The organism is Roseibium aquae, from assembly GCF_008711285.1.
Taxonomy (GTDB): Bacteria; Pseudomonadota; Alphaproteobacteria; order Rhizobiales; family Stappiaceae; genus Roseibium; species Roseibium aquae.
Map to the genome: position 1 here is coordinate 238645 of NZ_VXDC01000007.1, position 23543 is coordinate 262187.

Sequence of the window (23543 nt, forward strand, 5' to 3'; positions counted from 1 at the left end):
TGCCGCTTGCCGGCATGCCCGGCGTCACATCACCTTGCGTGTTTCCACGGCCGGTGCCGGTTCGGGCAATGCCGCAACCTGCGGAACCGTGGCCGCATCCAGCGCGGGCAGGTCCGTGCCGGACCCCGGCCCGGCGGCTTGCCCGTCACGGACCTGCCGGGCAAGTTCGAGCATTGCGGGGATCTTGTCGGCTGGAGCTGCTGCCCCGAACAGGAACCCCTGGCCCTGATGGCAGCCCGACTTGTGCAGACGTTCCAGAACCTCCGTCTGCTCGATTCCTTCGGCAACGGTATTCAGGCCAAGGCCTTCCGACAGCACCAGGACAGCTTCCACGATGGCGGCGCATTCCTTGTTGTGCGCCATCTTGCAGGTGAAGGATCTGTCGATCTTCACCGTGTTGATCGGCAGGTCCCGGAGGAACGACAAGCTTGAATGTCCGGTTCCAAAGTCGTCGAGCGCAATCTTGATGTTCGCGGCAGCCAGCTGATCGAGGATGACGCGGGCACTGTTCGGGTTGCGCATGATGGCCGTTTCCGTCACCTCCAAAACGAGCCGGTCCGGAGTAAGGCCTGTTTCCGACAGGGCGGCCATGATCTTCAATGGCAGGTTTCGGTCATGCAACTGCACCTGGGATATGTTGAAGCTCAAGAACAGGTCGTTCGGCCAGGTGACGGCGGTCTCGCAGGCCTCGCGGAACAGACCATCCGCAAGTTCCGCGATCATCCCGCTGTCTTCGGCAATCGAAATGAATTGTGTGGGGGCCACCTCGCCGAAATCACGGTCGGTCCAGCGGGCAAGGGCCTCGAACCCGATGATCCCTTGCGTCTCCAGGTCAAGGATGGGCTGGAAAAAGACGTTGACCATCTTCTCGTCGATCGCGCGCCGCAGACGCTGCTCCAACAAGGTGCGATGCAGGATGGTGGCATCCATGTCCACCTCGAAGAAGCGGTAGGCCGAGCGGCCCGAGGTCTTGGCGCGGTAAAGCGCGATGTCGGCCCGCCGGAGCAATTCCGAAGCGGAATAGCCATCGTCCGGAAAGATCGAAATGCCGATGCCCGTTCCGATCGAAACGCGCCGTGTTCCAAGGTCGAAACTCTCTTGCGTGCGTGTCAGAAGCTGGCGGGCGAGGCTCGAGACCTCGGAACGATCCGTGAATTGGGGCGTGACAATCGCGAATTCGTCGCCGCCAAGCCGGGCAACGAAACCGTGGGGCCCGACCGTGTCCTGGATCCGGCCGGCGAAACTGCGCAACAGCGAGTCCCCGAACGCGTGCCCATACACGTCGTTGATCGGCTTGAAACCGTCGACATCCAGCATCATCACGGCACGTGAGACGCCGGGGGCCAGATTGCCGGTCAGATTGGGAAAGGCGGTTTGAAACTTCCGCCGGTTCGGCAGTCCGGTCAGCGCATCATGCTGGGCGAGTTCGAGAGCTTGCGCCTGCGCCAGCGTGCGATGGGCGATTTCCCGGCGCATGTGCAAGAAGGTGGTGGCCCAGTAGACGCTGAGAATGACCGCCGTCGCCATGGCTGTGCTGACGAGTACCTCGGCAGCTTTGTGCCCCGGCTCTCCAAAGCCCGGCAACACGTCCAGCGGATGCGCATAGGCCAAAAGGGTGCTGGATACCCCGATCAGGACCAGAAGCGCCAATGCTGTCCGTACGTGGGATGAGAAAAACTTCATGCGCGCGTTGTCTCGACGGATACCATCTGCCAACGTGGCAGGGGAGTGTTGAGGACTGATTAAGGGCTACCGATGATAAGGGGTTTTCCGCTTGCCTTGTCGGCAGGGGGTGACAAGGCCAGACCAACTTGGTAACGGACGTGGCGACTGGAAAATGAGCGCGATCGTCGCGCGATCCCGCCAAAAGGTTAGTGTTCCCGATGCCCGATCTCCTGCTTGAGCTTTTCAGCGAGGAAATTCCCGCGCGCATGCAACGCCGCGCCGCCGAAGACCTGAAAACCATGGTCACCAACGCGTTGGTGGAAGCAGGCCTTCCCTATGAGGGGGCCAAGGCCTTCGCGACGCCCCGGCGCCTGGCGCTGCACGTTGCCGGCGTTCCCCTGGGGTCGGCGGCCACCCGCGAAGAACGCAAGGGGCCGCGGGTGGATGCTCCGGAAAAGGCCATAGAGGGCTTCCTGCGCGGCGCCGGCCTGACCTCCATCGACGAGGCGAGCATTCAGACCGACCCGAAGAAGGGCGATTTCTATGTTGCCGTGATCGAGAAACCCGGGCGCGATGCGATTGACCTGATCGCCGGGTTCATGCCCGGCGTCGTGCGCAACTTTCCGTGGCCGAAATCCATGCGCTGGGGCACCGGCGGCTTGCGATGGGTCCGCCCGCTGCATTCCGTTGTTGCGACCTTTGGCCCGGAAACCGAGGATCCCGAGATCGTGCCGTTCGAGGTGGACGGTTTCCAGGCGGGCAACACGACCCGGGGGCACCGGTTCCTGGCGAATGAGGCGTTCACCGTCCGCCGGTTCGACGACTACGCCCACAAACTGGAAAAGCACAAGGTCGTGCTGGATGCCGACCGGCGGAAGGACATGATCCTGCATGACGTCAAGGACCGGGCCTTTGCGCTGGGCCTGGAGCTTGTCGAGGATCCGGGCCTGCTGGAGGAAGTAGCTGGCCTCGTGGAGTGGCCTGTCGTGCTGTCCGGCAAGTTCGACGACACATTTCTGGACATTCCGGACGAATGCATCCGCCTGACCATCCGGGCGAACCAGAAGTGTTTCGTGCTGAAGGACCCGAAAACGGGCAACCTTGCCAACCGCTTCGTGCTGGTCTCCAACATCGAGGCGCCGGATGGTGGCAAGACGATCGTCGCGGGGAACGAGAAAGTCATCCGCGCGCGATTGTCCGATGCCCGGTTCTTCTGGGAAACGGACCTGAAAACCCGGCTCGAGGACAATCTGCCGAAGCTCGACAGCATCGTTTTCCATGAAAAACTCGGCACCCAGGGCGAGCGGGTGAAGCGGCTGGAAGCGCTTGCCGCAGAGCTTGCCCCGGGGGTTGGCGCCGATGCCGACAAGGCCAAGCGCGCGGCAAGGCTCTCCAAGGCCGATCTGGTCTCCCAAATGGTCTACGAGTTTCCCGAACTGCAGGGCCAGATGGGCAGGACCTATGCGGACAAGCAGGGCGAGGATGCGTCTGTGGCCCTTGCCATTGAAGATCACTACCGCCCGCAAGGCCCCAGCGACAAGGTGCCGGCCGATCCGGTCGCCATTGCCGTTGCGCTGGCCGACAAGCTTGATCTTCTGGCAGGGTTCTGGGCGATCGACGAAAAGCCGACCGGCTCCAAGGATCCGTTCGCCCTCCGCCGCGCCGCGCTGGGCGTGATCCGGATCGTGTTGGAGAACGGGCTGCGTTTGAGCCTACAGAGCGCGCTCATCTCCGCATATGACCTCCATTACGATCGTATTGCTATGATCACCGAAGCTTCCTTGAACACTGATAAGGAGGTTTTCCCACTCTTCAAGCCGTCCTATATGGCGATTCCTAACTTGATGTTTTTCTTCGCCGACCGCCTCAAGGTCCACCTGAAGGACGAAGGCGCGCGGCACGATCTGATCGACGCCGTGTTCGCATTGGACGGTCAGGATGATCTGCTGATGGTGGTCAAGCGGGTCGAGGCCCTCGGCAAATTCGTTGCCTCCGACGACGGCGCGAACCTGCTTGCGGGCTACAAGCGCGCGGTGAATATCTTGCGGGCGGAAGAAAAGAAGGACGGCGCGCCGGTCACCGGCCGTCCGCATGCCGATCACTTCCGTGAGCAGGCTGAAATCGATCTGGCCGCGAGCATCGATACGGCCCGGGCCGGGGCGGCGGATGCGGTAAAGCGGGAAGATTTCGAGGCGGCCATGACCGCCTTGTCGAGGCTGCGCGCGCCGGTCGACACGTTCTTCGAGGACATTCTGGTGAATGCCGATGAGCCGGACATCCGCATGAACCGGCTGAGACTGCTCGCCGAAATCCGCGATGCCACCCATGTGGTCGCCGACTTCTCCAAGGTCGCGGGATAGAGACGGGAGCGCCGGTGAGCTTAACGGCTCACCCCGCCAGGCTGACGAGCCAGCCGAGGGCGGCCATGGCGGGCAGGACCCGGCCAAGGCCCCATTTCAGCTTGAGGATCAAGACGGCGGCGATCCCCGCCAGCGCCGCCATGCGCCAGTCAAAGGTGGTCAGGTCCGGCACCCAGGCCTGCAAAAACCCGAGCGTTTCCCGCTCGACGTTCGCGAAGCTGGCGTGAAGCGCGAACCAGAGCGCCAGGTTGAGGATCACGCCCACGACGGATGCGGTGATGGCCGACAAGGCGCCGCGCAGTTTCGGCGCGTGTTCCAGCCGGTCAATGAACGGGGCTCCGGTAAACACCCAAAGAAAGCAGGGCGCGAAGGTCATCCAGAGACCGACGATTGCGGCCGTCACCCCCATCAGCGCTCCGCCGGCCTTGTTGCCGGCCAGATAGGCCACGAATTCGGTCACCAGGATCAGCGGCCCCGGCGTTGTTTCGGCCAGCCCCAACGCGTCGATCATTTCATTGGCGGTCAGCCACTCCCGCTGGATGGCCACTTCCTGACTGAGATAGGCAAGAACGGCATAGGCCCCGCCGAAGGTGACAACGGCCAGCTTGGAGAACAGAACGCCGATCTGGACAAGAATGCTGTCGCCGCCGAGCGCCAGCCACAAAGCCCCGAGCGGGACGAGCCAGATCGCGAGCCATGTCGCGGCGGTGCGGGCGGTGTTGCGGAAAGACAAGGGATCGGGCGCTTGCAGTTCTCCCACCGGCCCCGTGCTGGTCAGATATCCATAGACCGCGGCACACAGAATGATGACCGGGAAGGGAACCCCGAGAAAGAAGATCGCGAGAAAGGCTAGGCCGGCCAGAGCCCACTGGTCCGGGCGCTTGAGAGCCCGCCTGGAGATGTTCGCGAGCGCCTGAACGACGATCACGATGACGGCTGCCTTGATGCCAAGGAACAGGGCCTGAACCAGCGGGGCCGCGCCAAAAGCCCCATAGAGTGCGGCAAGGACGAGAACGACGGCCGCGCCGGGCAAAATGAAGCTCAGGCCGGCGATCAGCCCGCCGCGCAGCCCGTGCAGGCGCCAGCCGGACCAGGCGGCCAATTGCATGGCCTCCGGGCCGGGCAGCAGCATGCAGAAGCTGAGCGCATTGAGGTACTGGCGTTCGGTCAGCCACTTCTGTTCGTCGACTAGGACCCGGTGCATGAGCGCGATATGCGCGGCCGGGCCGCCAAACGAGGTCACACCGATCTTGAGCCACACGCGGGCAAAATCCTTGAGCGAAGGAACTGCGCCTGTCATCTGCCACCCGCATGGTTCATGCCTGACGAGGACCGGCCCGCTCCCGCGCCCGTGGCGCGATCGCGGCGGCCTTTGATGCTCAGGGCTTTATCATTGCGCGGCGGTTCCGGCCAGCCGGGCCACCGGTTTTTCCTGGATCGGCCAGTGCACCACGGCCGCAAACAGCCCGAGCGCGATGCCGACCCACCAGATCAGGTCGTAGGAGCCGGTTTCGTCATACAGCTTGCCGCCCAGCCAGACTCCGAGAAACGCGCCCACCTGGTGGGAAAAGAACACGAAGCCGAACAGGGTCGCCATGTAGCGCGGCCCGAACATGACCGCCACCAGGCCAGAGGTGGGCGGTACGGTCGAGAGCCACAAAAGACCCATGACGGCGGAAAAGACCAGCACGCTGGCGGGCGAGGGCGGCACCATGATGAAGACGAAGATCGCGATGGCCCGTCCGATATAGATCAGGGAGAGGAAAACCGGCTTGGAGTAGCGCCCGCCGATATAGCCGGACATCAGGGAGCCGGCGATGTTGAACAGCCCGATCAGGGCGATCGCGACGGCGCCCCAGCTCGGGTCGAGACCCAGATCGGCAATATAGGGCGGCAGGTGAACGGTGATGAAGGCCACATGAAAGCCGCAGACGAAGAAGCCGAATGTCAAAAGCACGAACCCGCGCGTGCCGAAGGCTTCGGCCACCGCCGACATCAGGCTCTGGTCCGCGACCGCCGGATCCGTGCTGGCTTGCGATTTGCCGCGCAGGGCAATGGCCAGAAGCGGGACCAGCATCATGAGACCGGCGAAAACGATAAGGGTCTGCTGCCAGCCGATCTCCGCGATCAACGTTCCGCCGAGCGGCGCGAACAGGAACTGGCCGAGCGATCCGGAGGCCGTGCCGATCCCGAAAGCAATCGAGCGCTGCTCGGGCGTCACAACGCGGCCGAACGAGGCGAGGACAAGGGAAAAGGAGGAAAAGGCCACCCCAAGCCCAACAAGCACACCCGCGGAAACATGAAGCGCCACGGCGCTTTCCGCGTCCACCATGAGCACGAGGCCGGCGGCATACATGACCGTGCCCAGGACCATGGTTTTCCAGGTGCCATAGCGGTCCGCCATCATGCCCGCGATCGGCTGGCCAAAGCCCCACATGAGGTTCTGGATGGCCAGCGCCAGGGCGAACAGCTCCCGGTTCCAGTCGCGCGCTTCGGTCATGGGCTGAAAGAACAGCCCCATGGCCGATCGCGGGCCGAATGAAATCAGGGCGATGAGGCATCCGCAGGCGATCACCAATGGGATGTTCGGACTGTGGCGGCGTTGGGCGGGAGCGGTCATGACGCGTCTCTTAGCTTGGGATCGTGCGCGGAATAATACGGTTCCCTTACTATCCAAAACAGTCACTTTTTGTGAAAATTCCATCAATATTGCGAATGGGTTTACGGCATGCCTCCCGCGCTCTTCGGCTCGCGGCCGGCGGCTCCCAAAGATGGTGAGAGGACGTACGGCCGACCCTGGAATGGGCGCCGGAAAGAGCCCCCGTGAATTTGGGGTAGATTTTTCCTAAGCCGGCACTTATATAAACTCACGACGAGCAAAAGACGGTGTGGGCCTCTGGCCCGTTTTCTTTTGAATAACTTATGCTCAAAATGAGTAAAAGCAGTTTGAGCAAGAACCGACAAGGGAGGTCGCAATGACCCCGAGCCAAGCCGCCATGATGATCCCGGACGCCGCCGTATCGAGCGAAACCGCGCTCGACCGGTTCGGCCCGCTTCCGCGTCCGGACCTTGCCTTCACCCCGCAGGTCGCGGAGGCGACCGCGCCGATCTACGAGAAGGTGAAGCATATCATCCCCGCGATCGAGTGGCCGGCTCTCGCGCCCACGATCCACGCGATCAACATCCTCAAGAAACAGCGCAATGCGGTCATTCTGGCGCATAACTACATGACGCCCGACATTTTCCACGGTGTCGCGGATATTGTCGGCGACAGCCTGCAGCTTGCCATCGAGGCGACCCGGACCGACGCGGATGTGATCGTCCAGTGCGGGGTCCACTTCATGGCCGAAACCTCGAAGATTCTGAGCCCGGACAAGACCGTCTTGATCCCGGACATGAAGGCGGGCTGCTCGCTGGCCGAATCCATCACGGCCGCCGATGTGCGCGGGCTGCGCGAGCGCAATCCCGGTGTGCCGATCATCACCTATGTCAATACATCCGCCGACGTGAAGGCGGAGTGCGACATCTGCTGCACGTCCTCCAACGCCCTGCAAGTGGTTGAAAGCTTCGGCGTGGACAAGGTTTTCCTGATCCCGGACAAGTATCTGGCCGCCAATGTCGGAAACAAGACCGATGTCGAAGTCCTGATCTGGGACGGGGCGTGCGAGGTTCACGAGCGGTTCACCGCCCAGGAACTGCGGGATTACCGCAAGATCGAGCCGGGGGTGAAGATCATCGCCCACCCCGAATGCCCGCCGGAAGTGGTGGCGGAAGCCGATTTTGCCGGCTCCACAGCGCACATGATCGACTGGGTCAAGACCCGGCGCCCGGAAAAGGTGATGATGATCACCGAGTGTTCCATGGCCGACAATGTGGCGAGCGAAACGCCGGATGTGGATTTCATCCGCCCGTGCAACCTGTGCCCCCACATGAAGCGGATCACGCTGAACAAAATCCTCGACTCCCTGCTGGAAATGAAAGAGGAAGTGGTCGTTGATCCGGCGGTCGCCTCCAGGGCGCGTCAAGCCGTCGAGCGGATGATCAATCTCAAAAGTTGATCCGTTTTTCAAAAACGCCGCCCCGGCCGGTTCGTTCCGGGCCGGAACGCGGTGTCCAATGAGGCAATGCCATGGCCGTTTCGGCAGCTGATTTCATGCCCGCGCTTGTGGGCAAGGACGTCGACGACGTCGTTATCCTCGGGGGTGGCCTTGCGGGGCTGTTCTGCGCGCTGAAGCTGGCGCCAAGGCCGGTGACCGTCATTTCCAACGCTCCCATCGGCTATGGCGCCTCGTCTGCCTGGGCCCAGGGCGGGCTGGCGGCGGCCGTCTCGGAAAACGACACCGCCGCTCAGCATGCGGCGGACACCATGGCGGCCGGTTGCGGCATCTGCGAACGCAAGATTGTCGAGCAGATGACCGGCGAGGCCGGCGACCGGGTGCGCGATCTGCTGTCCTATGGGGTTCCGTTCGACAAGGACCTGGAAGGCCGGTTGCGCCTGTCCCGGGAAGCCGCCCACTCGGAAAACCGTGTGGTGCGCGTGCGCGGCGACATGGCCGGCTCCGCCATCATGGATGCCCTGATCCAATCCGTCCGGAACACCCCGTCCATCCGCGTGATCGAAGGCTATATGGGCGAGAGTCTAATGGTCGAGGGCCGCTATGTGACCGGCGTGCTGGCCCGGCGGCGCGGCGGGCTCGAGCGCATGGCCTTCCCGGCGAAGGCCGTCGTGCTGGCCTCCGGAGGGATCGGCCACCTTTATGCCGTGACCACCAATCCGGGCGAGGCCAATGGGCACGGGCTGGCGATGGCCGCGCGGGCGGGGGCCGTGATAGCCGATGCCGAGTTCGTCCAGTTCCATCCGACCGCGCTGAATGTCGGCAAGGACCCGGCCCCGCTGGCAACCGAAGCCCTGCGCGGCGAAGGCGCCATTCTGGTCAATGGCGCGGGCGAGCGCTTCATGGACGATCTGCACCCGGACAGGGAACTGGCGCCGCGCGATGTTGTGGCGCGGGCCATCCACCGCGAAATCACGTCCGGCCGCGGCGCCTATCTCGACTGCCGCGCCGCCATCGGCGCCCGGTTCGAGGAGGACTTTCCGACCGTCTACGCGGCCTGCAAGGAAGCGGAGATCGATCCGGTCACCCAATCCATCCCGGTGGCTCCGGCCGAGCACTATCACATGGGCGGCGTGCTGACCGACGCCAACGGCCGGACCTCGCTGGACGGCCTATGGGCGGCGGGCGAGGTCGCGGGCACCGGCGCCCATGGGGCGAACCGGCTCGCCTCCAATTCGCTGCTTGAGGCGGTGGTCTTTGCGGCCCGGATCGCGGAAGACATCCAGGGCCTCATGCCGACCCCGCGCGCGACCCACTGGGCCGAACTGGATCAGGCGGATGGCCTGCCGAGCCAGCGCAACACGGCCGAACAGGAGGCCATCACCGTCTTGCGGGAAACCCTGTCGCGCAATGTGGGGGTCGAGCGCAATGCGGACGGTCTCAAGCAGGCGCTGGCCGACATCGCGCGGGCCGAAGAAGTCTGCGTGCGGGACAGCATCAAGAACATGATGATCACGGGCCGGATCATTGCGGCGTCCGCGTTGAAGCGGACGGAAAGCCGGGGCGGCCATGCCCGTTCGGATTTCCCCGACATGGACCCGGCGTGGGCGCACCGCACGTTCACGACCCTGGCCGAAGTCGACGAAATCGCGGCGTCCGCCCTGGGCGAAGCTGAAAGCGCATAAGAGAAGGAGGCGACGAATGTCCGCGCAACTCCCCATCCTCCCGGCCATTCTCATCGACGACGCCGTTCGCGCGGCCCTGATCGAGGATTTTGGGCGCGCGGGCGACATTACCAGTCAGGCGACGATCCCCGCTGAAGTCCAGGCCGAAGCGGTGATCAGAACCCGTCAAGCCGGGCGCGTTGCCGGGCTTGGTTTCGTGGAAAGCGCATTCCGGCAAACCGGTGGCGGCCTCTCGGTCTCGGTCTTGCGGACGGACGGGGATCGTCTGAAGCCCGGTGACACAGTGGCCCGGATCACCGGGCCTGCGCGCCCGCTTCTTTCGGCGGAGCGTGTGGCGCTGAATTTTCTGTGCCACCTGTCCGGGATCGCGACGGCCACCGCGCAATTCGCGGAAGCCATCGCGCATACCAAGGCGCACATCGTTTGCACCCGCAAGACGACGCCCGGCCTGCGGGCGTTCGAGAAATACGCTGTCCGCTGCGGCGGGGGCATGAACCACAGGTTCGGCCTGGATGACGCAATCCTGATCAAAGACAATCACATCGCGGTCGCCGGCGGTGTCGCGAAAGCCGTCCGGGCCGCCAAGGCATATGCGGGGCATCTGGTCAAGATCGAGGTTGAGGTCGATACGCTCGATCAATTGCGCGAGGCGCTGAGCGAAGAACCCGATGTCGTGATGCTCGACAACATGGATCCGGCGGCTTTGGCCGAGGCCGTGCGCATCGCCGGCGGCCGGGTTCTGCTGGAAGCATCCGGCGGGATCGCAATCGGCACGGTCGCCGCTGTGGCCGAAAGCGGGGTCGATCTCATTTCAAGTGGCTGGATCACCCACTCCGCGCCGATTCTCGACTTCGGTCTGGATATCGAGATCGGGTAGGCCGGGGGCGGCGCTCCGTTTCACCAGCCGCCTGCATGGGTCTTGTAGAAGATGTGAAGGCCGACCTGTCCGCGCTTGACCATGGACCGGGCCCAACGCGGGCTGACATAAGTCGCGTGGTAGTGGGTCGACGCATCCACCATCTTGGAGAAGGATTTGCCGTCGGACACTTCGCGGGCGATCCGCTTGGCTTTTTCCCATGCGCCAAGGCTCAGGATCCGGTCGGGAATGCCGTCGCAGGCATATGAAAACTGGCAGCGGTTGCGCATATGCTGGTTCTGATAGACGACGCCGCAGATCGTGTTCGGGTAAGCCGGATTCTTGACCCGGTTCAGCACCACCTGGGCAACGGCGATCTGGCCTTCCTCGCTCTCGCCCCGTGCCTCGAAATAGATGGCTTCCGCCAGGCACTTCTGTTCCTTTTCGGTGCTGACGGACAATGGCAGCGGTTTTTGCGCCCACCAATGGGGGTTCACCGGGTCTTCCGGCGGCGGCGGGTCCTGTTCGTACTTGCTTGCGCCGAACAGGGCCCGGAACGGTTCTGTCGTGTCTTGCACCGTGTCTGGGGCGTAGGCGGACACCATGGAAAAGCTCACGGCCGCAGCATTCCGCGCCATCATTGTCTGCTGAAGATCAAGGGGGCCGTTTCCAGGAAAAGCCGGGTCGGAGGTGCCAGGGCTTCGGAGCCGGCCCTCATTTTCGAGTGGCGTCGGCTTCACGAACGCTACACGCGGCATTTCTTCCCGGCGTTTGTCATTCGCGATCATGCTGCGCATGGCATAGAGATTGCCGGCAGCCATGTCCACCATTTGGCGGTCCGGCGCGAGCGTGATCTTGCGGTCGCCCTTGGCCGTCCGGTTGATGGGCGGGGTGCGCGGCGCGGTCGCGGCAGCCGAATCCTTGGTAAGCGCCCCGCTGCCGGCGAAGGGCGCGGTTTCGATGCCGCCGACTCCGGATGTCAGGGTCATCAAGGGAGCCGCCGCCGGGTCCAACTCCGCGGTGTCGAGCGGATGCTGCGTCGGCGCGAGCCTGGTCACGAGATCCGCCGGTTCCAGCGCCATCGTCCACCTTGGGGCATCCTGCTTTTGAGCGGCCAGAAAACTGACGATATCGTCGTTCTCCGCCGGGCTTGTCAGCAGCATGAAGGCCAGGGGTGTCGCCAGCAAGGCGGTTTTCCCGCGGCGCCAACGAACGCGCTTGGGGGCGGGGGACGCATCGCCGGACGTTTGTCGGCGGACATTTCGGGTACGCGGGCCAAACATACGCAGCCAACTCCAACTCGATACGCGCGTTTCCGGGCGGCCCGGAAACCCTTTTGGTGAATGCCGTGTTAAATCCGGCACGCAGATCCAATTTCTCCGCTTAACCTTGAAAGACCGTTAATACGCCGAAAATTGGCGGAAACGTTCCGTCAAAGACCGGTCAAGGCCATCGGGTCCGGTTAACAAACATGCAAGGATCCCGCTTAGGCAGGTCTGCCGCGCCGCCGTTGCACGGGCTGATCCTATGACAAACCGCTTTCGGGAAGCTGATCGCTGCCAGAGGCGCCGCGCATTGGGGGCTTTTCAAGAAAGGCCCGCTGCTTTACCGCCCGCCGACACGCAGGCCCGGTGCGGGGCGTTCGTTGAAGAGCGCATGGCGGAACCGGAAAAGGGCCGCAGGCCGCCCGCCGGTTGCGGTTGAGGTCGCGCCTGTCTGTTCGACAAGGTCGGCGTTTTCGACCAGCCGGCGGAAGTTCTGCTTGTGCAGGTGCCGACCCGAAATGGCTTCGACCGAGGTCTGCAATTCCGTAAGGGTAAAGGCTTCCGGCATGAGTTCGAAAATCACGGGCCGGTATTTCAGCTTGGCCCTCAGCCGGGACAGCGCCGTCGCCAGGATCCGCCGGTGATCGAAGCGCATGGGCCGGCCAAGCGGCGGGATGCGCGTGCGTTCCAGCGCTGCCGCCCGGCCGTCCCGCCGGGCTTCCGGCACGAGACCCGCCTCGTAGATCAGTTCATAGCGTTCCAGCGCCCGCTCCTCGTCCCAGGTGTTGGAAGTGGTGCTGAAGGCCAGATTGAGGCGCTCGGAGCGGCCGAGCGCCCTTGCGGGGGTGCCTTCCGGTGGCTCCCGTCTGCACCAGGCCTCAAGCGCGGGAAGGATTTCCTCGTCCAGCAGTTGGGGGCGCCCGTTCCTCCAATCCTCCCAGGGGAAATAATCGTACCACGAGCGCCAGGCGGAATGATGCCGGGCCAGGACGTCTTCCGATCCCGCGGTCTGGCGGGTGAGCGCCAGGTATCCGACCGAGACGACATGCGGCCCGGCGTCGCCGGTGACCCGGTGGCGGCCCCGGTCTCCAAACGTGTAAAGCTGCTCCACATAGCCCAGACGCAAGGCGGTCTGTTCCTCGACCCATGTCCTGAGCCCGATCTCGAACGTGCGGTGATGAAGCGGATCGAACGGGCCGAACGGCAAGCTGTCCGGTTCCACCCCGTCCGGATCATCGACCTCAACGATCATCGGCATGCCCGAGGCCACCGAGACGATGACAGCGTTCAGACCGATCTCAAGCGAAGGGGAACCGGGCATGGAAGAGGCAACACTCCCTGGAAAGACTAGCCCTCGAGAGGCAGGACGAAGGGCGTTCCCTCGAACGCATTGGCGCCGCGCCCGATGGAGCGGATGGCATCGATCATCCGGCCATCGCGGTTCAGGATCTTGTCGGCCATCGCCACCAGCCGCGCGTTGGGCGTGGCGGACGGCGCCCGTTTGCGCAAAAGCCGCGCGAGGTCCTGTTCGCTGCGATCCGGATTGAGGGCGCAGGCGGTGATGTAGGCTCCGGCCGTCGAACGGCTGATCCCGGCCCAGCAGTGGATCACGAGGGGGGAGGTGCGGTCCCACTTGCGGATAAACGAGAGCAGGCGGTCGACATGGCCCTCGGAGGGCGGAACGAGCCCCTCGACCGGGCCGACGATGTCGTTGAACGCCAGGAACAGGTGGCGCTCCGCGGCGATGGCCGGTGGCCGCGGAACAGCCATCTCGCCATTGATCAGCGTGATGAGATGTGTCGCCCCCGATGTTTCGACGGTTTCATTGAGTTTCGAAAGGGAACACACGTGAAGCATGATGGACCGCTGATTTCTTGTAAGCCCGAATCGTAACCGGATGCGGCGGCAAGGTCACCCATTAAGCGCGCCGCGCCGCCCCGTTGTTCCCAGTTTCGCGAAGCGCTTCGATCTCGGCGAACCGGTCCAGGAACCGGGTCTGCGCGTCCAGCGCCGGGCAGGGGGTCAAGCCCAGCCGCAATTGGCCTGTGCTGTCGGCCTGGAAGCCGCGGGGACGGCCGAACAGTTTCGCGGCTTCCCTTTCGTCGAAACCGGCCAGTTCAACGGCCTCGAAATAGGCGCAAATCAGATCCGCCCGCTTTGCCAGTTTCTTGATGGCCGCGGGCAGTTCGGCCGGCAGGCCAAAGCGCAGGTGAATGGCGCCCTGCAAACGGCTTTCGACGTCCTTGTAGGCGCCGCCCATCACCGCCTTGAAGGGAGAAATCATGTCGCCGATTACATATTCGGGGGCGTCATGGAGCAAGATGGCAAGCTGCCAGTTCGGCGATAGATCCGGCTTCAGCCGCCGCGCGATCTCCTCCACCAGGAGAGAGTGTTCGGCGACCGAAAATGCGTTGTCGCCCCGTGTCTGGCCGTTCCATCTCGCCACGCGGGCGAGCCCATGGGCGATATCGGACACTTCCACGTCGAGCGGAGAAGGGTCCAGCAGATCGAGCCGGCGTCCGGAAAGCATGCGTTGCCAGGCACGGGGAGGGGATTCGGAACGGTCGGCGGCCATGGGTCCTTGGGCGGTGTGTCCGGTCAGTCGGCCGCGGTTTCCTGCGCCGGCCACCCGAAGCGGGCCCAGCCGGGCAACTCGATCGCGACGCTCTCCTGACCGCAGGTGATGGACGCGCCCTTCTCCAGGGCTGCCCCGGCCTTGTCAAGTCTGAGGAGCGCGAGACCCTTGAAGCCATCGCCGGTTCGGGTGCTGGACCCCAGGGCGCCGATCGCCTTTCCGCCGGTTTCGATCGCCGTTCCAGGATCGGGAAGCGGCGTTTTGCTGGTGACGCTGACGAACCGCTTGCGGGCCGTGCCCCGGTGATGGACCCGGGAGACCACTTCCTGTCCCACGTAGCATCCCTTGGTAAACGACACGCCGTTGAGATCGTCCATGTCGGCGTCATGTGGAAAGATCTCGCCCATCCCGAAATCGGCGACACTTTGCGGTACGCCGTAGCCGATCCGATGCCGCTCATAGCCTTCGATGCCCGCATCTTTCGCGCCCCCTTGCGCGAGCAGGGCCTCGATGGTCTCCGCCGGACCGTAGAGGCGTTGGCCGAGCGCTTCGAAACGCGGGTCCTCGATCACGTGGACACCGTCCGCGCCGTCCGCCTTGCCACGCCAGACGGCAACCACCTGAGTGCTGCCGGTGACATCGTCAAGGGCGACCTTGGCCCGCAACTTGTAGAAGGTCAGCCGCTTCTTCAGATCGGCCACCAGCGGCGCCGGTGTGTCGAGCAGGTAGCCTTCGGCTGTCTTGACGACCAGGAAATCGAACTGGATCTTTCCCTGCGGCGTCAAAAGCGCCCCGAAGCCCGCACCGGTGGCGGCAACCTGATCCACGTCGCATGTGACGAGGTTCTGCAGGAACGAATGCGCCTGTTCCCCCGACACGTGCAGCAGTCCACGATTGTCCAACACTGCGAAAACTGGCTGGTTCACCGCCACCCCCTTGATGAATTTCATGGTTCTTGACGGGGACATAAGCATTAGGCCAATCCCCGGCAAGTGATTGGTTCTTGCGGTTGCCAAGACCGGATCCGTGGCGGAATCACTGGCCTCGACCCACGCGCCTGAGTATAAGCCAAAGCCAGAATTCAGAAACATGCGGCGTGGAGGACTTTGATGGCTCAGACTTATGATCTCGTTCTGAAGGGTGGCACCGTGGTCAATCAGGACGGGGAAGGCATCCGTGACATTGCCATCAAGGATGGGATGATCGTTGCCATCGGTTCCATCGACACAGCGAAAGCCGGAGAGGTGACGGATTGTACCGGGCTGCATGTCCTGCCCGGGGTGATCGACAGCCAGGTGCATTTCCGCGAACCGGGCATCGAGCACAAGGAGGACCTTGAAACCGGCGCGCGTGCCGCGGTGATGGGCGGGGTCACCTCGGTGTTTGAAATGCCCAACACCAACCCCCTGACGACGACAGCGGACACCCTTGCGGACAAGGTCCGGCGCGCGCATCACCGGATGCATTGCGATTTTGCGTTCTGGGTTGGCGGCACGCGCGAAAATGTGAAGGACATCCCCGAGCTTGAGCGGTTGCCGGCCGCCGCCGGTATCAAGGTCTTCATGGGGTCCTCAACGGGCGATCTGCTGGTGGAGGACGATCAGGGCGTCCGTGACATTCTCAGCGCCACGCGCCGGCGCGCCGCCTTTCATTCGGAAGACGAGTATCGCTTGAACGAGCGCAAGCACCTGCGGGTGGAGAACGATCCGCGCTCGCATCCGGTCTGGCGCGACGAGATCGCGGCCCTTCAATGCACCCAGCGGCTGGTCGGGATCGCGCGGGAAGTGGGGGCAAAGATCCACATCCTTCATTTGTCGACGGCCGAGGAAGTCGACTACCTGATCGATCACAAGGACGTCGCCTCCATCGAGGTCACGCCGCATCATCTGACCTTGACCGACGAGGCCTACGAGCGGCTCGGCAGCCTCGTCCAGATGAACCCGCCGGTCCGCTCCGAGCGCCATCGCGCGCGCCTGTGGGAAGGACTGGACCAGGGGATCCTCGACATTCTGGGCTCCGATCACGCCCCGCACACCCTTGAAGAAAAGCAAAAGCCGTACCCGGCCTCGCCCTCGGGCATGACCGGCGTGCAGACCTTGGTGCCGACGATGCTGGACCATGTGAATGCCGGCAGGTTGAGCCTGGCGCGGTTCGTCGACATGACCAGCGCCGGCCCCGCCCGCTTGTTCCAGACCGCCCGCAAGGGCCGCATCGCCGTGGGCTACGATGCCGATTTCACGGTTGTCGACCTGAAGAAGCAGATGACCATCACCAATGACTGGATTGCCTCCAAGGCCGGGTGGACGCCATACGATGGCAAAACCGTGACCGGCTGGCCGATCGGCACCATCGTGCGGGGGATGAAGGTGATGTGGGAGGGCGAACTTTCCACCCCGTCAAAAGGCGAGGCCATTCTGTTTCAGGATGGTCTGCCCAAGGCCTGATCGTTTGGACGAATGCCCTTGGAGCTGTGCGGACGGGCCGTCCGGATCCGCCGCACGCCCGGTCAAAAATGAAAGATTCGTTAAAAATCCCGTTTTGTCTCCGGCCGCTTTGGCTTAGGCTTTCCCGGCGGAAGGCTTGGAAAGGGTTTGCTAACCCTTTCTCATAACCCAAAGTACACAGCCGCGTTGTAGTCTGCGCGACGAGCTGACTTGGTTTCGTGTGGGGCTCGGGGATGGTGGTTGAGCATAGTCAAAGCGCCTTTGAAGGCAGCGGCACCGGGTTCGGCCGGGTGCCGGGCCGGACTGGCTGCGGGGTTTTGGACCGGATCGGGAACCGTTTCGGCAACCGGGCCCTTGCCTGCGCGTTTGTCTCGGCCTTTGTCTGGGCTGTGATGTCTCTGGCGGCACCCTCCGCGGCCCTTGCCAATGACCAGGCGGGGGATGAAAAAGCCCCGGAAAAGCCGCGTCCCCCGCTTCATTTGATCGTGTCGCTGACGGAGCAGGAAATCAGTGTCTATCAGGGCAAGGACCTGATCGAGACGGCTCCGATTTCCTCGGGAAAGCAGGGCTACAGCACGCCGACCGGCGTCTTCTCGATCCTGGAAAAGCGCCGCCGCCATTTCTCCAACCTCTATGACGACGCGCCGATGCCGTTCATGCAACGCCTGACCTGGTCCGGTGTTGCCTTGCACGAGGGGCGTCTTCCCGGTTATCCCGCCTCCCATGGCTGCGTCCGGTTGCCCAAAGCCTTCGCCGAGAGCCTGTTCGGGCAAACCTCCCGGGGAACGCAAGTCATCGTGACCGGCGAGAAAACGCTGCCCCTGCGGATCAACCATCCGTCCCTGCCGCAGCCCCTGAGTTTCCGCACGGATGTTGCCAGCCTTTCCATTGAAGACCGTCCCGAGGCTCACAGTTTGCGGGGTACCATCAGTGAGGCATCGGCCAGCACTGAACCGCTCATCAGGATGCCGGAAAATCCCTTCTTCGATGAACCCTTGCGGATGATCGTGACACCCGACAGCGAGCGCGAACGGCGTCAGGCCCTGCAGCGTGCTCTGAACGACTTGGGGTTCAACGCGGGTACGGTGGACGGGGTGATCGGGCCCATGACCCGGCGCGCGATCCGCCTGTATCAGGAAGCTGCCGAGGTGCCGGTGACGGGCAACATCACCGACAGCCTGGTCGAACGCATCTTCAGTGAAGCCGGCTACGACCTTGCCCCGAATGCCACCTTGCGGGTACGGCGCAAGTTCCGGGATGTCTATCAGGCTCCGGTTCGCCTGCGTGAACCGGACAAAGAGATCGGAACCCATGTGTTCACTGCGCTGGATTTCGCTTTGGGCGATCCCTCGGTGGAATGGATCGCGGTCTCCGCAGAAGGCGCGCGCGGCGGATCGGGAGCGGCCGTGCTGGACCGGCTGGAACTTCCGGCGCGTGTGCGCTCGGAACTCGATGCGATCCTGACCCCCGGTTCATCGCTGATCGTGACCGATCGCAGTTTCCAGCGGCACACCGATCTTGGGACGGATTTTGTCGTGATCACGCGCTGATCCCGTCGCGGAGTTGCCGAAGACCGCGCAGCCACTCGGGTTTTCATTTATCCGGATCATTTGGTGTTGGGTCGCAAACCGTCACCAAACTGTTGCGAGCATCCCTTATCGAAGGTCGATCCGAGACGCTGAGATAGAGGGAGAAACGGATGTCGAAGAGCCCGCTGACGGCATCGAAAGCCAGGCTGAAAAATGCCGTGCACCGGTCCAGTGCCACATCCCGCGATGGGGTGCTGGAACGGCTTTTCACGTTTGCCTTCAAGGGTCTGGTCTATCCCCAGATCTGGGAAGACCCGGAGGTGGACATGCGGGCGCTGCAGCTCACTCCCGACTGCCGGATGGTCACGATCGCCTCGGGCGGATGCAATGTGATGTCCTACCTCACGGCCGATCCGGCCCAGATCACGGCGGTCGATCTGAACCGCGCGCATGTGGCGCTCGGCCGGTTGAAGCTGTTGGCGGCCCGGAACCTTCCGAACTATGAGACCTTCTACCGGTTCTTCGGGGAAGCGGACGAGAAGGCGAACATCGCCGCCTATAACCGGTTTTTGCGCGATGAGCTCGACCCGGACTCGCGCGCCTATTGGGAAGGCCGGGACGTCGCCGGATGGGGCAGAAAGCGGATCACCCTGTTTTCCCGCGATCTTTATCACCACGGCCTGCTTGGCTATTGCATCGGCCTTGGCCATTTCGTGGCAAAGCTCTACGGCATTGATCCGAAGCATTTCGTCAAGGCGAAAACGCTGGAAGAACAACGCAGCTTCTTTGATACGGCCCTGGCTCCCCTGTTTGACAAGCGGCTTGTGCGCTGGGCAACTTCGAAGAAGGTTTCCCTTTACGGCCTGGGTATCCCGCCGGCGCAATATGACGCGCTGGTGACCGCGAGCGCCGAGGGCAATATGTCCGATGTTCTGCGTCAGAGGCTGAAGAAACTGGCCTGTGACTTTTCCCTTCAGGACAATTATTTCGCCTGGCAGGCGTTTTCCCGCGGCTACGCGCCGGTGGCGGGCGAGGGGACTGCCGGGGAGGGCGGCTCGTCGACCGGTCCATCCGGTCCGCTTCCGCCCTATCTGCGGCCCGAGCATTTCGAGACCATCCGCGAAAGGGCCGGGCGGGTGCGCGTTCTGAACCGCAACTTCACGGAACATCTTCAAGGGGAACCGGACGGCAGCCTCGATGCCTATGTCCTGCTCGACGCCCAGGACTGGATGACCGATGCGCAACTCAATGCGCTCTGGTTCGAAATAACCAGAACCGCCAAACCGGGGGCCCGCGTGATCTTCCGCACGGCCGCCGAGCCGACGCTGCTGCCCGGGCGGGTGAGTGACGCCATTCTGGACCGCTGGATCTACAAGGACGAAGAAAGCCTGGAGTGGGGGCAGCAGGACCGCTCATCGATCTATGGCGGCTTCCACCTTTATGTTCATGCTGGATAAGCCATGACCGGGACGACCGACACCGCGCGGCTCATGGACACCATCTACCGCAATCAGCGGCATGTCTACGACCTGACGCGGAAATACTACCTTCTGGGGCGGGATCATCTGATTGCCCGCCTCCAGCCCCCGGCCGGCGGAACGGTTCTGGAAATGGGATGCGGGACCGGGCGCAATCTGGTCGCGGCCGCCCGCCGGTATCCGGATGTGCGATTTGTCGGGCTCGATATCTCGGACCAGATGCTGGAAACCGCGCGGGCCACCATCGCAAAGGCCGGCCTGTCGGACCGCATTTGCCTGGTTCAGGGCGATGCGTCCGATCCGAAGGCGCTCGATGGGGCCGGTCCGGCGCAGTATGACCGGGTGTTCTACTCCTACACCCTGTCCATGATGCCCATCTGGCGCGAGGCGATCGAGGCGGGTCTTGCCCGGTTGTCTGCCTCAGGCCATTTGACGGTGGTCGATTTCGGGCAGCAGGAGCGGCTTCCTGGGTGGTTCCGCGCGGGTCTCCACAAATGGCTGGCCACATTCCACGTTACGCCGCGCGCGGATCTACCGGATGTCCTGGCCCTTACCAGCCGCCAGAGCGGCCGGCTCCTGGCCGCGCAAGCGCTCTATCGGGGCTACGCGGTCTATGCCGAGCTCGGGCCCGTAATGGCGGAGGCTCATTCGCCAGCGACGAAATAGTGCAGCGTTCCGTCCGGGCCGATGCCGACCCGGTAGAATGTCCAGACGCCGTAGATCATCATTTCCTCGAAATCGCCCGACGTGACGATGCGGTAGAGCTCGACCTTTTGGTCCGCGGTAAGTTCATGTAACGGATATCTGGCGAAATAGGGCCAAACGTACATTTCCTGCGGTGTGCCCTGGTCCACATGGACGAATCCCGCGTCCAGAACGTCAAGAAGGATGGCCAGGGTCTCGTAGCCCTCGCCGTCGCCCGAGCTGGTCTTGATGAACTCGATGGGATCACCGATCGCCGTCAGCGACAGGGTCGGCGGGACCTCATTGCTTTCCAGAACCATGCGCAGCCGGTCGAGATCCGCACGGATTGCCGCCTCGCGCAGTTGTTCCCGCATCCGCCGGACCGGCGGGGGTAAAGAACCCGGATCGTATTGCACTTGCAGGGGCGGCATCTCGCCGGCAGGATCCGCCGCAACGGCCGGCCCGGGTTCGTCCGGCGGCTCGGAAGCCGTGTCTTCAGCCGGGATGGCGGTTCCGGCTGGAGCTACCGGCGGAACCAGTTCAATCGTGTCCGTGAGAACCGGTTTTGCATGCGCGGCCAAAACGAGACATGCAAACACGGCTGCGCAAACGAGCGTGCGAAACACTGGCGCCGACCCCTCCTCAACCAGAGTTATTCCCAGCCTCTTAACCACATTCTAAGGGCTTTTGCGACCATTGGTCGACGAGGCGGCATGGATTTCTTGCCAGCCGCCGCGAATATGGTAGTCGACCCGATAGTCCGGTAGCGGTGTCCGGGCCCAACACAAGGAAAGGCCCCGGACGTGAATCTTCTGGAATATGCAGCCATTGGCTTCGGCATGGGGATCCTGACAACCGCGCCGGTCGGCCCGGTCAACGTGATGGCCATCCAGCATGCGGCGCAAAGCGGCTTTCGCCAGGGGTTGTTTGTCGGCCTGGGGGCGGCCCTGGCCGATTCGATCTATGCCGCCGTGGCCGTCTTCGGCGTGTCCGCTGTCACCCGCTTCATCGACACGCAGGTCGATCTGATCAAGCTGGTGGGCGGGCTTGTCTTGATCGTCTTCGGCCTCAAGGTGCTGAGGACACGGCCGCATCTTGAGACAAAACGCAACGGTGGCGCGCCAAGCTTTGTCGGTGACATGACCGCCGCGTTCGCCATGGTGATCACCAATCCGGCGGCAGCTTTTGCCTTTGTCGCGATTGTCGGCGGTTTGGGGGACTGGCGGCCGGAGCACGGCAATCATACCGGCGCCCTGGCGATGGTCGCGGGCGTTTCGGCCGGGGCGTGCACATGGTGGGCCGGCCTATCAGCTGTTGTGTCCCGGTACAGCCACAAGATCGATGACCGATGGCTGGACCGGGCAAACCAAATCGCCGGCACGATCCTCATCGTTCTCGGTGCGCTGATTTATGGCGACCTTGCGCTTGAGCTTTTGGCCTGAAGATCCGCAACCGTCGCGGCGGATTGGCTCGAAGCCCGTGCCGGATCTGGTTTTATTGCAGGGTCCTGTTCACGGTATAGTCGCCGCGCTGGATCCGGTCCGGCAATCCTTCGGCCAGTTTCGCCACAGCATCTTCCCCGTATGTCGCAACAAGATCGGCAAGGGCGGTAAACATGGCCGCATGGGCCACCGCATCCGCATCCACGCCACATGCGATCGCTTCGGCCCAGGCGTCCGAAATAAACCCGAGAGCAGCCCGCCGGATGTCCTCATCTTCCGCGAATTCCGCTTCCATCGCGGCATCGCTGTAGTCGTCGTTCGTCATTCGCTTCCTTACCGGTGCATGTGGCTCAACAACGCGCGGGCCGTACCCTTTGGGGCCTCCCGAATCTTCACTAGAATCCTAGCACGCTGGATCGGCCGGGCGAGCCATGGTGAACGCTTTCTTAACGCCCACCCACAACTATGATCGGCAAGGTCAACCGTTTGGCAGCACGTGACGCAGCGGTCCACGGGCTAGCGGCCATATCTGCTCGACACCTGGTTGATAATCTCTTCGCCCTCTAAAATATAGTGTCCCATTGCGGTACGGGCCGAGGAAGTACAAGTTCGGTAAACAGCTGCGAAACCACGATATCCCTGATTGAACCGCTCGATGAACCGCCGGCGCCGGTTCTCGTCGCGCGTTTCGGCCACGAGCAGGCTTTCCATTCGGGTGCGCCAGTTCGGCTCGTCGGTCTCGCCGCAAAGGGGCCGCAGAAAATGGAGCGCGCCCATGATTTCGGACAGACGCATGAGATCCGGTTCGTAAGGGGGCGCCTCGGTTCTGCGGTCCTGGGCGAAGGTGTGGGTGGGCCCGAGCGGGAAGGCGGCTCCCAGCAGCAGGCATATAATCGCGGTGCGAGAAAACTTGAGCGCAAGCATGCGCGCACAATGCCGGTGCCAAGGCTGGTCCGCAAGGCGTCCGACCGGCCCCGGGCGGGAATCTCCACGGCTGGGTGACGCGGCACCGCGAGCCAGGGGCACGGTTTCACCGGGCGAAAAGCCGGCGGATCCGCTCCGCGGTGCCAGGGGTCATCTCGAACCGGTCGAGGCCGGAAAGCGGCGCCCAACGGGCATCGGCCGCGTCGTCCATGGCGATCGGTTCCCCTTCGACGTGAACGGCCCGGAAAACGGTGAGAACGAAATGGGCGCTGACCCGGCCGTTCTCATCCCGCAAAATGCTGTCGAAGGTTTCATGGTGACCGTCCAGATCGGCGATGACACCTGTTTCCTCCGCCAGTTCCCGGCGGACCGCGTCTTGAAGGCTTTCGCCAAGTTCGATGAGGCCGCCGGGCAGGCTCCATAACCCGAGATAGGGTTGTTTTCCGCGTTTGATCAACAACACGTCGGAGCCCCTGTAGCACAGGGCGCTGACACCCACGAGGGGGTGGGACGGATAGGCGCGCGTCGGGGTCATGGATGGGGTGCAATCCGGTGGAACTACTGGGAGATTGAAAACAGGT

At 63.3% G+C, this 23543-nt stretch carries 21 protein-coding genes; 9 read left to right on the forward strand and 12 right to left on the reverse strand.

Features of this window, described 5'->3' with window-relative positions; translation table 11 throughout:
• Positions 1 to 24 precede the first annotated feature (24 nt).
• Entirely contained in the window at positions 25 to 1683 is a 1659-nt protein-coding gene (locus tag F0184_RS13080) for a putative bifunctional diguanylate cyclase/phosphodiesterase (protein WP_150496632.1), read from the reverse strand.
• A gap of 200 nt (positions 1684 to 1883) precedes the next feature.
• Here F0184_RS13080 and glyS point away from each other — a divergent pair, with 200 nt between their 5' ends.
• The gene (gene glyS, locus F0184_RS13085; protein WP_150496633.1) at positions 1884 to 4025 is read left to right on the forward strand and encodes a glycine--tRNA ligase subunit beta; all 2142 of its coding nucleotides are present in this window, start codon (positions 1884 to 1886) and stop codon (positions 4023 to 4025) included.
• A gap of 28 nt (positions 4026 to 4053) precedes the next feature.
• On the opposite strand, the gene chrA is transcribed toward glyS, so the two are convergent.
• Both chrA and F0184_RS13095 read right to left on the reverse strand, forming a co-directional pair.
• Positions 4054 to 5325 (reverse strand): chromate efflux transporter, encoded by a 1272-nt coding sequence (chrA, locus tag F0184_RS13090; RefSeq protein ID WP_150496634.1) that lies wholly within the window; start codon positions 5323 to 5325, stop codon positions 4054 to 4056.
• Positions 5326 to 5415: 90 nt separating this feature from the next.
• Positions 5416 to 6645, reverse strand: coding sequence for an MFS transporter (locus F0184_RS13095; protein ID WP_150496635.1), 1230 nt, complete (start codon positions 6643 to 6645; stop codon positions 5416 to 5418).
• Positions 6646 to 7021: 376 nt separating this feature from the next.
• On the opposite strand from F0184_RS13095, the gene nadA reads away from it, so the two are divergent.
• The 3 genes from nadA to nadC all read left to right on the forward strand — a co-directional run bounded on the left by nadA (position 7022) and on the right by nadC (position 10642).
• Positions 7022 to 8083 (forward strand): quinolinate synthase NadA, encoded by a 1062-nt coding sequence (nadA, locus tag F0184_RS13100; RefSeq protein ID WP_150496730.1) that lies wholly within the window; start codon positions 7022 to 7024, stop codon positions 8081 to 8083.
• 71 nt (positions 8084 to 8154) lie between these two features.
• Positions 8155 to 9765 carry an L-aspartate oxidase gene (locus F0184_RS13105; protein ID WP_150496636.1) on the forward strand — a complete coding sequence of 537 codons (1611 nt, stop codon included), beginning with the start codon at positions 8155 to 8157 and terminating at the stop codon, positions 9763 to 9765.
• A 16-nt stretch (positions 9766 to 9781) separates the two neighbouring features.
• Positions 9782 to 10642 carry a carboxylating nicotinate-nucleotide diphosphorylase gene (gene nadC, locus F0184_RS13110; protein ID WP_150496637.1) on the forward strand — a complete coding sequence of 287 codons (861 nt, stop codon included), beginning with the start codon at positions 9782 to 9784 and terminating at the stop codon, positions 10640 to 10642.
• Positions 10643 to 10662: 20 nt separating this feature from the next.
• Here nadC and F0184_RS13115 read toward each other — a convergent pair whose 3' ends face one another.
• The 5 genes from F0184_RS13115 to ygfZ all read right to left on the reverse strand — a co-directional run bounded on the left by F0184_RS13115 (position 10663) and on the right by ygfZ (position 15387).
• Positions 10663 to 11808 carry a cell wall hydrolase gene (locus F0184_RS13115; protein ID WP_244299167.1) on the reverse strand — a complete coding sequence of 382 codons (1146 nt, stop codon included), beginning with the start codon at positions 11806 to 11808 and terminating at the stop codon, positions 10663 to 10665.
• Positions 11809 to 12226: 418 nt separating this feature from the next.
• Entirely contained in the window at positions 12227 to 13207 is a 981-nt protein-coding gene (locus F0184_RS13120; protein ID WP_150496639.1) for an NUDIX hydrolase, read from the reverse strand.
• A gap of 26 nt (positions 13208 to 13233) precedes the next feature.
• Positions 13234 to 13743, reverse strand: a complete 510-nt coding sequence (locus tag F0184_RS13125; RefSeq protein WP_150496640.1) for a tyrosine phosphatase family protein — start codon at positions 13741 to 13743, stop codon at positions 13234 to 13236.
• Between the two features lie 61 nt (positions 13744 to 13804).
• The gene (locus tag F0184_RS13130; protein ID WP_150496641.1) at positions 13805 to 14461 is read right to left on the reverse strand and encodes a YfbR-like 5'-deoxynucleotidase; all 657 of its coding nucleotides are present in this window, start codon (positions 14459 to 14461) and stop codon (positions 13805 to 13807) included.
• Between the two features lie 23 nt (positions 14462 to 14484).
• Positions 14485 to 15387, reverse strand: coding sequence for a CAF17-like 4Fe-4S cluster assembly/insertion protein YgfZ (gene ygfZ, locus F0184_RS13135; RefSeq protein ID WP_244299169.1), 903 nt, complete (start codon positions 15385 to 15387; stop codon positions 14485 to 14487).
• Between the two features lie 183 nt (positions 15388 to 15570).
• Between ygfZ and F0184_RS13140 the strand changes: the two genes are divergently transcribed.
• The 4 genes from F0184_RS13140 (at position 15571) to F0184_RS13155 (ending at position 20578) form a co-directional block, all read left to right on the forward strand.
• Positions 15571 to 16905 carry a dihydroorotase gene (locus F0184_RS13140; protein WP_150496643.1) on the forward strand — a complete coding sequence of 445 codons (1335 nt, stop codon included), beginning with the start codon at positions 15571 to 15573 and terminating at the stop codon, positions 16903 to 16905.
• 233 nt (positions 16906 to 17138) lie between these two features.
• Positions 17139 to 18455, forward strand: coding sequence for a L,D-transpeptidase family protein (locus F0184_RS13145; protein WP_208998466.1), 1317 nt, complete (start codon positions 17139 to 17141; stop codon positions 18453 to 18455).
• A gap of 149 nt (positions 18456 to 18604) precedes the next feature.
• Positions 18605 to 19891: a BtaA family protein gene (locus F0184_RS13150; protein WP_150496644.1), complete on the forward strand. Its 1287-nt coding sequence runs from the start codon at positions 18605 to 18607 to the stop codon at positions 19889 to 19891.
• A gap of 3 nt (positions 19892 to 19894) precedes the next feature.
• Positions 19895 to 20578: an SAM-dependent methyltransferase gene (locus tag F0184_RS13155; RefSeq protein ID WP_150496645.1), complete on the forward strand. Its 684-nt coding sequence runs from the start codon at positions 19895 to 19897 to the stop codon at positions 20576 to 20578.
• Here the strand turns inward: F0184_RS13155 and F0184_RS13160 are convergent.
• The gene (locus F0184_RS13160) at positions 20557 to 21222 is read right to left on the reverse strand and encodes a hypothetical protein (protein WP_172972104.1); all 666 of its coding nucleotides are present in this window, start codon (positions 21220 to 21222) and stop codon (positions 20557 to 20559) included. The genes F0184_RS13155 and F0184_RS13160 overlap by 22 nt on opposite strands.
• Before the next feature lie 177 nt (positions 21223 to 21399).
• Here F0184_RS13160 and F0184_RS13165 point away from each other — a divergent pair, with 177 nt between their 5' ends.
• The gene (locus F0184_RS13165; RefSeq protein WP_150496646.1) at positions 21400 to 22038 is read left to right on the forward strand and encodes a LysE family translocator; all 639 of its coding nucleotides are present in this window, start codon (positions 21400 to 21402) and stop codon (positions 22036 to 22038) included.
• A 52-nt stretch (positions 22039 to 22090) separates the two neighbouring features.
• Here F0184_RS13165 and F0184_RS13170 read toward each other — a convergent pair whose 3' ends face one another.
• From F0184_RS13170 to F0184_RS13180, 3 genes are all read right to left on the reverse strand, one after another.
• Positions 22091 to 22363 carry a hypothetical protein gene (locus tag F0184_RS13170; RefSeq protein ID WP_150496647.1) on the reverse strand — a complete coding sequence of 91 codons (273 nt, stop codon included), beginning with the start codon at positions 22361 to 22363 and terminating at the stop codon, positions 22091 to 22093.
• Positions 22364 to 22554: 191 nt separating this feature from the next.
• On the reverse strand, positions 22555 to 22962 hold the full coding sequence (locus F0184_RS13175) for a TIGR02301 family protein (RefSeq protein WP_150496648.1): 408 nt from the start codon (positions 22960 to 22962) through the stop codon (positions 22555 to 22557).
• Positions 22963 to 23068: 106 nt separating this feature from the next.
• Complete coding sequence (locus F0184_RS13180) at positions 23069 to 23497, reverse strand: NUDIX hydrolase (RefSeq protein WP_150496649.1); 429 nt, start codon at positions 23495 to 23497, stop codon at positions 23069 to 23071.
• Between the last annotated feature and the right edge of the window lie 46 nt (positions 23498 to 23543).